Source organism: Streptomyces sp. NPDC088747, assembly GCF_044751025.1.
Taxonomy (GTDB): domain Bacteria; phylum Actinomycetota; class Actinomycetes; order Streptomycetales; family Streptomycetaceae; genus Streptomyces.
In genome coordinates this window covers 67,725-78,147 of record NZ_JBIVKZ010000001.1, presented here as the reverse complement: position 1 = coordinate 78,147, position 10,423 = coordinate 67,725, and the positions used below count along the sequence as shown (strand labels likewise).

Annotated in this window: 15 protein-coding genes and 2 pseudogenes; 11 read left to right on the top strand and 6 right to left on the bottom strand. The window is 64.7% G+C overall.

The genetic code is table 11. The annotated features are described in order from the left end of the window. Positions 1-10: 10 nt before the first annotated feature. The 7 genes and pseudogenes from ACIP79_RS00375 (at position 11) to ACIP79_RS00345 (ending at position 4,232) form a co-directional block, all read left to right on the top strand. Positions 11-1,162, top strand: coding sequence for a DUF5047 domain-containing protein (locus ACIP79_RS00375; protein ID WP_401217173.1), 1,152 nt, complete (start codon positions 11-13; stop codon positions 1,160-1,162). After that, positions 1,159-2,217, top strand: coding sequence for a hypothetical protein (locus tag ACIP79_RS00370; RefSeq protein ID WP_401217171.1), 1,059 nt, complete (start codon positions 1,159-1,161; stop codon positions 2,215-2,217). Before ACIP79_RS00375 ends, ACIP79_RS00370 begins: the two co-directional genes overlap by 4 nt. 59 nt (positions 2,218-2,276) lie before the next feature. After that, on the top strand, positions 2,277-2,498 hold the full coding sequence (locus ACIP79_RS00365) for a hypothetical protein (RefSeq protein ID WP_401217168.1): 222 nt from the start codon (positions 2,277-2,279) through the stop codon (positions 2,496-2,498). A 149-nt stretch (positions 2,499-2,647) separates the two neighbouring features. Further along, positions 2,648-3,124 carry a hypothetical protein gene (locus ACIP79_RS00360; RefSeq protein ID WP_401217166.1) on the top strand — a complete coding sequence of 159 codons (477 nt, stop codon included), beginning with the start codon at positions 2,648-2,650 and terminating at the stop codon, positions 3,122-3,124. A gap of 2 nt (positions 3,125-3,126) precedes the next feature. Next, positions 3,127-3,714 (top strand): annotated as a pseudogene (locus ACIP79_RS00355) (N-acetylmuramoyl-L-alanine amidase); the annotation flags it as partial. A gap of 18 nt (positions 3,715-3,732) precedes the next feature. Continuing rightward, complete coding sequence (locus ACIP79_RS00350) at positions 3,733-3,870, top strand: LysM peptidoglycan-binding domain-containing protein (RefSeq protein WP_401219150.1); 138 nt, start codon at positions 3,733-3,735, stop codon at positions 3,868-3,870. A gap of 8 nt (positions 3,871-3,878) precedes the next feature. Next, entirely contained in the window at positions 3,879-4,232 is a 354-nt protein-coding gene (locus ACIP79_RS00345) for a hypothetical protein (protein ID WP_401217163.1), read from the top strand. 59 nt (positions 4,233-4,291) lie between these two features. Here the strand turns inward: ACIP79_RS00345 and ACIP79_RS00340 are convergent, their stop codons facing one another. Next, on the bottom strand, positions 4,292-4,438 hold the full coding sequence (locus ACIP79_RS00340) for a hypothetical protein (RefSeq protein WP_401217160.1): 147 nt from the start codon (positions 4,436-4,438) through the stop codon (positions 4,292-4,294). Between the two features lie 87 nt (positions 4,439-4,525). On the opposite strand from ACIP79_RS00340, the gene ACIP79_RS00335 reads away from it, so the two are divergent. Continuing rightward, entirely contained in the window at positions 4,526-4,786 is a 261-nt protein-coding gene (locus ACIP79_RS00335) for a hypothetical protein (protein ID WP_401217157.1), read from the top strand. On the opposite strand, the gene ACIP79_RS00330 is transcribed toward ACIP79_RS00335, so the two are convergent. Genes ACIP79_RS00330 through ACIP79_RS00320 form a run of 3 tightly spaced genes read right to left on the bottom strand, consistent with a single transcriptional unit; the run spans position 4,779 to position 6,628 of the window. Further along, positions 4,779-4,973 (bottom strand): hypothetical protein, encoded by a 195-nt coding sequence (locus tag ACIP79_RS00330; protein ID WP_401217154.1) that lies wholly within the window; start codon positions 4,971-4,973, stop codon positions 4,779-4,781. The two genes, ACIP79_RS00335 and ACIP79_RS00330, sit on opposite strands and share 8 nt — an antisense overlap. Before the next feature lie 34 nt (positions 4,974-5,007). Then, complete coding sequence (locus ACIP79_RS00325) at positions 5,008-5,859, bottom strand: helix-turn-helix domain-containing protein (RefSeq protein ID WP_401217151.1); 852 nt, start codon at positions 5,857-5,859, stop codon at positions 5,008-5,010. Positions 5,860-5,875: 16 nt separating this feature from the next. Next, positions 5,876-6,628, bottom strand: coding sequence for a DUF6879 family protein (locus ACIP79_RS00320; RefSeq protein ID WP_401217148.1), 753 nt, complete (start codon positions 6,626-6,628; stop codon positions 5,876-5,878). 172 nt (positions 6,629-6,800) lie between these two features. Here ACIP79_RS00320 and ACIP79_RS00315 point away from each other — a divergent pair, with 172 nt between their 5' ends. The 3 genes from ACIP79_RS00315 to ACIP79_RS00305 are packed head-to-tail and all read left to right on the top strand — an operon-like array spanning position 6,801 to position 7,551. Then, a complete protein-coding gene (locus tag ACIP79_RS00315) occupies positions 6,801-7,004 on the top strand; it encodes a hypothetical protein (RefSeq protein WP_401217145.1) in 204 nt (67 codons plus the stop codon). Beyond that, the gene (locus tag ACIP79_RS00310) at positions 7,001-7,351 is read left to right on the top strand and encodes a DUF6415 family natural product biosynthesis protein (RefSeq protein ID WP_401217142.1); all 351 of its coding nucleotides are present in this window, start codon (positions 7,001-7,003) and stop codon (positions 7,349-7,351) included. The genes ACIP79_RS00315 and ACIP79_RS00310 overlap by 4 nt, the downstream gene beginning before the upstream one ends. A gap of 41 nt (positions 7,352-7,392) precedes the next feature. Further along, positions 7,393-7,551, top strand: a complete 159-nt coding sequence (locus ACIP79_RS00305) for a hypothetical protein (protein WP_401217140.1) — start codon at positions 7,393-7,395, stop codon at positions 7,549-7,551. A gap of 1,007 nt (positions 7,552-8,558) precedes the next feature. Here ACIP79_RS00305 and ACIP79_RS00300 read toward each other — a convergent pair. Together ACIP79_RS00300 and ACIP79_RS00295 are read right to left on the bottom strand one after the other, a co-directional pair. Further along, entirely contained in the window at positions 8,559-10,091 is a 1,533-nt protein-coding gene (locus ACIP79_RS00300) for a recombinase family protein (RefSeq protein WP_401217137.1), read from the bottom strand. A gap of 63 nt (positions 10,092-10,154) precedes the next feature. Beyond that, positions 10,155-10,295 (bottom strand): annotated as a pseudogene (locus ACIP79_RS00295) (TetR/AcrR family transcriptional regulator); the annotation flags it as partial. Between the last annotated feature and the right edge of the window lie 128 nt (positions 10,296-10,423).

Below are 10,423 nucleotides of genomic sequence, written 5' to 3'. Positions count from 1 at the left end.
GCGGGGGCCGGTGACTGTTCAGCGTGCATCGGCCCGCCTGCTCGCGGAGATCAGCAGGAGCCACGAGGTCTACTCCTACGTGGACGTGATCTCCCCGACGCAGGAGCGGCGGCGCCTGCCCGCGACAGGGGGCGAGGTCGGCGTTGACCGCACCGCGGCGATCCGGCGGACCTGCAAGGCCACGTGCATAGATCCTTTGGGGGTTCTGGTCCCGAGCGGCACGGACTCGCTCCTGACGCCGTACGGGACGGAGCTGCGCCCGTACCGAGGCGTTCGCTACGCACCCACCCCCGAGCACCCCGAGGGTGAAACCGAGGTCGTACCGCTCGGGGTGTTCCGCCTGTCCAAGGTCACCATTCAGGACACCACGGGCGGGAGTCCCGACATCCAGCTTGAGGCTTACGACCTGAGCCGCACGGTGGCGCGCGACAAGTTCACCTCGCCATACGTGATTGCCACCGGAACGAACATCATCGACGCCATCAAGGCGATCCTGGAGCGGACGTTCCCGGACCTGTCGTACGACTCGATCAGCACCACCAGGACGACGACGGCGCCCCGGCTGTACGACGTCGGCGATGACCCGTGGGAAGCCGTCACGGTCCTCGCGCAGACCCTCGGCTGTGATGTGTATTTCGACGTCGAAGGATGGGTGGTCATCGCCCCTCCCGTCGACATCGACGCGCTGCCCGCCCCGGAGTTCACATACATCGAGGGCGAGCGCTGCACGATGCTCGATCTGAGCAGGGTCTTCACGGACGAGCCGGGGCACAACGGGATCGTCCTGACGGGGGAGTCCCCGGGGGATGAGCTCCCCGCCGTGCGCGCGGTGGCGTGGGACGAAGAGCCGACGTCGGCGACGTACCACCTCGGACCATACGGCGAGGTGCCGCAGTTCATCACGGACCAACTGATCAAGACTCAGGAAGAGGCGCAGGCGACCGCCGATCAGCTACTTCAGAACCTGCTCGGGTTCTCCTCTCAGCTCTCCATCTCCAGCATTGTCAACCCCGCCTTCGAGGCCGGCCACGTCGTTGAAGTCGTGCGCGCCCGCAGCCACGTCAGCGGCTTGTACGCGGTCGACGCCTTCAACGTCCCGCTGTCCGCGAAGGGGACACAGAGTCTGACGCTCCGTCAGAAGCGAACGGTGGGCGGCGAATGAGTACCCCATCGGATCCTCTGGAGTCGCTGCCCCCGGTGCCGCCGGTCGTACCCGAAGAGGCCGCGGCGCAGGGCCAGGCGGCAGAACAGCAGGCGGCGGAAGCCGCGCAGCTCGACGCCATACGCGAGCTCGCCACGGAGATAGCCAAGCAAGCCGTCCTGGACTTCGATCCGGCGACGATCCGCAAGGGCAACGTCACCGGGATCGCCGACACGTCGGCGCCGCCCACGCTGAGCGTGCAGATCTCCGGGGACGCAACGACCACCATCGACGGGGTCCGCTACGTCGACAGCTACGTGCCGGCCGTCGGTGACGTCGCGCTCATCATCAAGCAGGGCACGGACCTGATCGCTCTGGGTCGCGTCGCCGCGGCCTACTCCGCTACCGCCTGGACGACCGTCGCACTTGGGGCCGGCTGGTCGCACAACGGCAACAGCAACGGCAACGTCCGCTACCGCAAGGTGTGGGACAATGGCTCACCCAAGATGCAGTGGCGCGGCGCCGCAGCCCGGTCGAGCGGAACGGTCGCTGTGAGTACGCCACTCGCTTCCGGCTTCCGGCCGCAGAGTCTTGTATCAGTCGTTGTCGCCCGTGCGGCGGCCGGCGGCAGCAACAGCGTGAAGCTCGACTTCCGGACTGACGGCACGGTCGAGATGGTCGGCGGCACGACGTCCCCGGACGCGGGTACCACGGGCGGCACTACGCCGAACGAGATCACTCACACGCATGGGCAGCACAGTCACGACATCGAGGTCTCTGCCCACACGCACGGCAGCCACGAGCATGGGATCACGGCGACAAATTCCGGACTCAGCAGCCATTCACACGGTGGCGCAGTTCCCAATGTGGATCACTTCCACCCGACACATAACCACACGGGAACGACCAACGTAGAAACCCCCAATGAGTCGACCCACTTTCACGGGGGATCGACGGGGCCCCGGACACCGGACGGAAGCGTGCACACCCACGGATCGCACGACCACTCTTTCGATCCGACGGTAAGTGACCCGTCGTGGGTGTCGTTCAACGATATCGAATACTTCATTGATTAAGCGGGGGAGCAATGGACCCGGCTACAGGGGTTCTTGTCCAGTATGGCGCAGTCGGAGTGGTGGCGCTGCTTGCTCTCGCCGCAGTACGCGTTCTGTACGTGCGGCTGGGTGCCACGATTGATCGGGAGACCGAGCGGGGCGACCGCCTCGAAGAAGAGCTGCGCAAGCTGAACGAAACGGTGCGAGTTGAGTATGTCAACACCATCACTATCGCTGCGCGTGCCATCTCTGAGGCGACCCGCGCAATCGAGGATGCCAGGGCTGCGGCCCGACGGAGTTGATTCCATGGCAGGGGATAGCCGCATTGACCGCCTGCTTGCCGAATCGGAGAAACTGCGTGAGGACTTGATGAGAATGGCGGCACGCCTTATGTCGTTCTCCGAGAATCTCACGACGGAAACGCAGGCGTTGCGGGTGGAAGTGGGGAACGATGAGCAAGGAACCGGAACCCATCGGAGACCGCCTGACGCAACTCATTGAAGTTGCGCGTGAACTCCTTGAGGAAATCACTGAGCTGAAAGAAGAAGGCGGCGAGCACTTCGTCACGCTCACCAAGCGTGCCCGCCTGGATCGCCGAATGATCTGGGGCCTTGTCGTCAGCCTCACTCTTTCCGTCACCCTGACGGCCGCGTTCGGATTCGGACTGAACCGCGTCGACAGCAATACAGACGGCATCGGCGAACTGACGCAACGCATGGATGTTGCCCAGACCGATACGCGACGGCGTGCCTGGTGCCCCCTGTATTCGCTGCTGCTGGGATCGAAAACGCCGCAGGGGCGGGCGGCTGCCGAGGATCCGCGGGCGTACGACCGGGCGTTCGAGGTCATCGACGACGGATACCGCGCACTGAACTGCAGTGAATTCACCGACGATACGTCGCCGTTCAACGAGAGCCCGAAGGAGTAGCGATGGCACCGCCGATGAGTGCGGGCAAGTTCCTGGAGATCCTGCGCGATGAGGGTCTGGTTGTTGTCGAGGTAGGCAACTGGCGCACCCACAACCGGAACAGCAAGGGCCCGTGGGGTCCGGTGCACGGCGTGATGATCCATCACACGGTGACGTCCGGCAGCGCAAAGACGGTGAGCATCTGCCGAACCGGATATGAAGGACTGCCGGGGCCGCTGTGCCACGGCGTCATCACGAAGGACGGGCGCGTGCACTTGGTCGGCTTCGGTCGCGCCAATCACGCAGGGCTCGGCGACGACGACGTGTTGACCGCGGTGAAGAACGAGACGGCGCTGCCGCCCGACAACGAGTCGAACACCGACGGCAACCGGCATTTCTACGGCTTCGAGTGCGAGAACCTCGGCGACGGCCGCGATCCCTGGCCAGAGAAGCAACTGCTCGCCATCGAGAAGGTGAGCGCGGCGATCTGTCGCTATCACGAATGGAGCGAGCGCTCCGTCATCGGCCATCTCGAATGGCAGCCGGGCAAGTCGGACCCGCGTGGTTTCACGATGGGCGGCATGCGCGCGCGGATCGGTAAGCGGCTGCGTCCGGCGCAGACCTACGCCGTGAAGCCCGGCGACACGCTGTCGAGCATCGGCGCTCTGCTCGATGTTCCGTGGCTCGACATCGCGAAGGCCAACAGCCTCAAGACCCCTTACCAGATCTTCCCTGGTCAGGTTCTCAAGATCCCGCGAAAGAAGTGAGGAAGCACATGAAGCTCTTCGGCAGAGAGCCTGCGTTGATCGTGAATTCGGTCGGCGCGATTCTGTCCCTGGTCGTGGCCTTCAACATCGGACTCTCCAGCACGGAAGCCGGCTGGCTGGTCGCCTCGGTCAGCGCCGTCTTCGCGGCGATAGCCGCCGCGCTCACCCGCCCCATCGCGCCGGCTGCTTTCACCGGTCTGGTTGCTGTCGTCGCGTCGACTGTCGCCGCGTTCGGCTTCCACGTCTCGGACGGCATCGTCGCCTCGGTGAACGGCGTCGTCGTCGCGGGCCTCATGTTCCTGACCCGCGGCCAGGTCTCCCCCCTCCCGAAGATCGACCCCCGGGTCGTCGCCCTGAAGTGAGCACCACGCGAGAAGCCCCCTCTGCCGTTGCGGTGGAGGGGGCTTTCTTGCGTTGCGGCTCAGCGGTAGTCGTAGGGCTTGGTGAGGTTGAGTTCCGGGCGCGTCCGGGAGCCGGGATAGGTGCTGAGCCAACTCAACGCGGACTCGTACGTGTTGAAGAAGGTCCAGTTATCGGGGTTGCTGCCGAGCTTCACGACGTACATCATCTTCGGATCCTCGCGTCGTCCATTTCTGTATTACAAGAATCCCGCGAGGGGTTGCGCCCGTCAAGGCGTGGCGCCATGATTTCTTGTATGACAGAAAACAGCGGCGGGAAGAAGCGTGGCCGGCCCGCGACGGGACACGGCGAAGTAGCTTCCGTGCGCCCGAAGGTCAAGGGCCTGACGGCGGCGTTCGATGCCGCCGCCGCGGAGGCCGGCTCGAACCGCTCGGAGATGACGGCGATCCTGTGGGCTTGGTTCGCGCGGGTCCCCGGCGCCACGCTGCCGACCCGTCCCGAGCGGCTGCCGGGCGCCACGTCCGTGGAGAAGCCGCCGCGGCCGGCGGCTACTTGAGCGTGCCGTTCTTGCGGTATTGCTTGGCGAGTTGCCGCGCGGACAGGTTCTTCTTCAGCCGGCCCACGTTCTCCGTCGTCGTGACCGTGCGGCGCTGCGCCTTGCGCATGCGACTCCGGTAGAACGGCGTCAGCAGCTGTCGCAGGAATGGATGCTTCGCGTCGCGGCTCCTCGGGATGTCGCCCATGACGTCCCCCTCTCTCCCGTTCCGGAGAGTAGCGCTACCTCGAACTCAGCGCCCGCCGTGCGGCGTTGATCGTGTTGTGGGCGTCGGCGCCGTAGACCGCGGATTCGCTGAGCGATTCCCACGCACGTACGTATGTGGCGACGCTGCCCGGATCGTCGACCCACAGTTCAGCGTGCCAGGTTTCCGTGACGGCGAGCTCGTCATCGTAGATCCAGAACCCGACGCCGGGCGGTTGCTTCAGTGAGGCGGTGAGCGGCACGATGCCGAGCTCGACCGTGTCCATCCCGACGATTCCCGTCAGTCGGTCGAGCTGGACGGCGAGCACTGATGGCGGGCAGACCAGAGCGCGGAGTACCGCCTCCCACAGGATGATGCGGTACTGCCTGCCGCCGCTGTAGAGGAGCTCCTGCCGCTTCATGCGGGACCGCACGGCGTCTTCGATGTCGCGCGGCGACCGGTGCAGTTCGGCGGACCGGGTGAGCACCGAGCGCGCGTAGTCGGGGGTCTGGAGTACGCCGACGATCCAGGACGACTCCCATGCGCGCAGTACCTTCGCGTTCGCCTGAGCGGCGTTGTGCGCGTCCTGCACCGGCTTGTGTCCGTCGGTGAGTTGCCGCCGCCATGAGCGGATGTGCGACTCGAATCCGGCGAGCCTGGTCCGGAGTTCCTCGTATGCCTTGGGCTGGCCCGTCGCGTCTGCCCACTGTCGCAGGTCATCAGGTGTCGCGGTCTGCCTGCCCAGTTCCAGCTTTGAGATCTTAGAGTTGGGCCAGCCGAGCTTGTTCGCCAGTGCCGTGCCGGTGAGCCGGCCACCAGGGGCCGTGAGCCGCAGTTCCCGCAGGCGCAGTCCGAGCGCCTCGCGTGCTTGCTGGTAGTCCGTGCTCACCGGTACGCACCTGCTTCTACTCCCTGGCGGCTACCAGAGCCGCGAACTGTTCGTACGGAACGGCATAGTGCCGCGCGATGTCGGCGGTCCGGTTGTACTGGTTGACGAGTGCGGGCTCAGTGATCAGCTCGGCGCCCGTCATGTTGTCGTCGCTGTCGAAGATGCAGATGGCGACGATGTGAGAGTCGAAGATCCAGAAATCTTCGTCGGGAAGGTTCGCCTGCCGGGCGTCCGTCCGCCATATGCTGCGGACGTCCTCACCGAGCGCGGCGTTCTTCTGAGCGTGCGCGAGCAGGTACAGCTGCCCCGCGGTGGGCGGTGTGTCGACGATCCGTACCCGTCCGACCGTCGCGCCGTCGGTGACCTTCGCCCGGATGGTCCGGCTCCACGGGGTGTCGAGATCCCAGGCTGGCGCCTCGCCTCGCGCGAACTGTGCGTAGGTGTCGGTAGCTTCGTCGACCGCGTACCGGCCGCGGGTTTCCAGGTGCCACGCGCTGTGCTCGAAGTTCTCGAAGAGCCGGGCGAACTGTTCGGGGGTGAACAGCCTCGGTTCCATGTCGCGACCCTTCGGGCCGAAGTCGATCAGCGTGTTCCGCGGGATGACGATCGGCACTTCGTCGTCGTCGATGTGCTGGAGCTGGGCGAGGTCTTCGGGGTCGGTGAGCCGCGGGCCGTGCACGATGATGTCGCCGGTCTCCAGGTCTTCGTGAACTGCCGGGCAGCTGCCCTCACCGGAGCCTGTGCCGTTGAAGCGCAGTCGTCGCGCCATGACCTTTCCCTTCGTCGGGGGACTGATCCGTTAAGCATCAACGAGCCGTGCTCCCGGCGGTACAAGCTGCTGACACCTTCGCGAGAAATTTCCAGGTAAGCAAGAGGGGCTGCAAGAAAAAACGAGAAATACCCCTCGCCGTGCCCAACACCGTGTCTCTACCGTCCTGGGCATGGCCAAGAACCAGACGCAAGACGTCGACCCGTACACGGCAATGGAGTCCCTGCGTGAGGCGCTCAGCGAGGCGGGCATCGTGTTCCCGTCCCTCTCGGTCGACCACTCATCGCCGGATCTGAGGCTGGTTGAACTCGGGCGCGTCCGTGCCGATGTGGCCCTACGACTGGCAGAGGCGCTTCGAGGGGACCGAGAGCAATGACGCAGCGGACAGACAAGCGACCTCTCGACATGGAGACCATGCGCGCCAGTGCGCGCCGGCTGCTCGCGGCGGATGCCGAACTCCCCGCCTTCGAGGAACTGGAGACGCTGACGCTCGGGATCCGCGGGCACATGATGCTGCTCATCCCGGAGGTGCTCACCGTTGCGGAGCGTCAGCCGAAGGACGATATCCCCCGGTACTGCGCTCTCGCCTGCGTCGGCGAGGCGCGGGCGAAGCTGAATCTCCAGGCGAAGCCGGGGCTGCCCGCGGGCATCGCCCACGCGATGCGCCTCTCGCGCTGTCTGAACGCGCTGTGCGATCACTACGAAAACCTGAGCGCGCGATGAGCGAGATCTGCCGATGGTGTAACAGGTCGACGGACAAGCCCGTGAAGGTCGGCATCGAGCACGTCGCGTCGACCGGCGGGCACACCGTCTTCGCGTGCCCGCCGTGCCGCCTTCTCTGGGGGATCCTCCCGCTCGACGAACACCCCGAGGGCAGCGACGGCCGCGTCCTGTACGACGCCAACGATCTGCCCTTCTCCTGACCCGGGTAGCGGCAGGGGGACGGCGAACCCCAGGCTCCACCGCTACCCGGCCCCGAACCCCCGCGTGAACGTGGCGGGGGTTCGGTCATGCCCGCCTTCTGTCCTCGCGATGCCGAGGCAGGGGGCGGGCTTTCTGGCGTACGCGCCCTAGTACTTCACACCCCGTGTGAACTGCACGCTGCATATATCTATGCGGGCTCGGTTGGCAGGTTCGTACGGCCGCGCAACAGTGTCATATGCACGCGATTGCGCAGCGTGAGCGGCTGAGGGTCTGTCAGTGCCACTGCGCATCAGGGGTACGGGGAGGCCATGTTCATGACGCTGCGTCAGATAAATCTGCTGCTGGACATCGCGGCACATGTTGACACAGCGCAGACATGGGTGTGTATTAAGTCGCCTCACCGCCACTTGATGGGCAAGCCCCCCAGGTTGGCGGCGGGTAAGCCGACTGTTCCCGTGTCCGCGAGGCGTGAGGGGGCTGAGGCAGTGATCTTAAGGACCCGGACCAGAACGCTGCGGCGGTTTCCGGGAGGGCATGTCGGTACCTCTGACGCCGAGCCCTACGCCCCCTGTAAAGACCGGTGTGTGGGGGGGCCTGCGAAAGCGTCAAACTACGCGAGATCAAAAGTCAGGTAGCACAAGCGAGAGAACGAAACGTACCGGCGCGCGCCGGCTGCCCGGGTCGCCCGTCCCATACAAACGGTGTTGGCAGTCAGTGCGCGCCGGATTCGTTTCAGCCCCGGCAATCTTTCATCGGATACCAGGGTACGAGGGGGAGCGCGTACAGGTGACGCGCGTTCCTTTGCGCAAAGAGACCTTGTCGTCTCGGTAATAACTCACGACGCACCCCCAATGCGTAGCTCCGTTAGGGGAAGCGGTGCAAGAGCAAGATGAACAGCAAGGCGAAGATGACTACGAGCAAAGACTGAGCGGGATGCTCGCACTCTTCCCGCCCATGTCGTTAGAAAGAAGGCGCAGACTCGTTGAGATATACGAGTCGATCGGTACTACTCCTCACCAGGAGTCGGCCTAGGAGCCGGCTTCATGCGATCCAGTACATCGGTGTCGAGTGAGGAACCCGGTATGACGTAGATGAGGCGATCGCCGAATGCCTGGCGGAACATGTCACGTCGTTCGCCAGGCTCGGCAGCCTCCCACCGCGCCCGCACCACTTCGCGGGATTCCGCGTCGGGTACCGTGCCGAGCGCCTCGCCGATCAGGTCAAGCTTCGCCCGCTCACCTTTGATCCGCTGGTTCAGGTCGGCGGTCAGGGTGCTGTGCCGGTCGATGGTCATTCCGTCGGCGCCCGAGTTGAGCTGAGCGTCCCAGTGGCTTCGGATCTTTTCGAGTCTCAGAATCTCGGTCTCGTGCGGTTCCCGCAGGACGTTCCGCTGATCGCGAAGCCGCTTCAGCTCCATCGCGGATTCCACGCTGGACAGTTCGCGGATGACGGCGTCCCGTACTGTGCTGTCGAGAACCTTCCGGTCTGCGATGGTTTTTCCGCAGCCGCCCTCAGTCTTGTCGCACAGATAGTGGCGCTTGATCTCGTTCGTCCCCGGGTACTTCGTGCCGTGGGAACTCTGGCGCTGAGTAAGGACTGAGCTGCAATTCCAGCAGCGTATAGGGACTTGGCCCGTACAGAGAAAGATCTGTTCCGGGGGACGGCCCCGGCGCGAGGCAATCAAGGTGCACAACTCCTGCCAGTCGGCCGGATCAAGAATCGGTTCGCCCGGAAGTCGGCCCACAAGTTCCTTGCCGAGCCGGGCGTACCCTGCCATGCGAGGGTTCTGCATGGCTTGCTGAAGCGAGCGTTCTTGCCACGGCCGGCCGGTGCACGTGCAGGAGTACTTCCGCAGCTGGTATGGAGTGAGCGGTTCCCGCAGCTCGACACACTCCGGTGTGTGCTGAATCGCGGTGCTCATCACGCCGTGCCGAGTCAGATATTCGACGGCATCGCCCCATCGCTTTCGCTCGACACGGATCAGCTGGTCGACGTAGCGGATGTGCTCACGTTCCGACTCGCGCACCGTAGTGGAGTCGTCCTCGAATCCGAACGCGCGGTAACGCCCGCGCTTACCTTCGCCGTTGACGGCTCGGGTCCGGTTACCGCGGGACACCTTGTCGGACAGGCGAGAGCTGTAGGTCTCCGCTGCGATCGCCTGTTTGTAGAAGGCATCCCGGCCGCTGGTCGTCGTGAGATCGAACTCCATGTCGGAGTCAAAAATCTTGAAGCCCATCTTGGCCAGGTCGACGATGCGCACAGCGTCCGCAACCTGGCGGATGAACCGCTCAAGGTCGAAGATCACAACGCCGTCCGACTCGCCAGACGTCAGCCGTGCTATGAGGCGGTTCCAGTCCTCGCGCCTGACGTCGGGATTCCAAGCGGATTTACCTTGGTCGTCCAGGCGTTCACCTAGATCGGCCCCAAGGTCCGTGATGCGTTGCCCATTCGACGCGTGTTGTCCCGTAACGGACAATCGGCGTTTATCGCCGCGTCGGCTTTCCCTGGCGTAGCTGTCCAGGATCAGACGCCGTGTCATGCCAAAGGAGACTACTCTTCGGAGCCAAGTACCGGGGGAAAATTGGGAACTTAATTACATCAAGTTCTGGTACATGCTGCCCTGCCCCGCGCCCGCGTGCTCCTGGATCGCCCGAGGGCTGGTCCCCACGTAACCGCGCTCCCACAGCAGGTCGCGCGTGGACTCGATCAGTCGCTCCGGAGTGCTCATGACGGCACTGTACATACTAGTAGGTACAGGAGTCGAGGGTGCGGGGAAGCAGCCGGACGGGGCGCGCGTACTTCCGTGGAGGTACACACACGGCCGCTGGCCGTACGACGACCCGGACCCCCTCCCGGAGCGAGGCTCAAGGC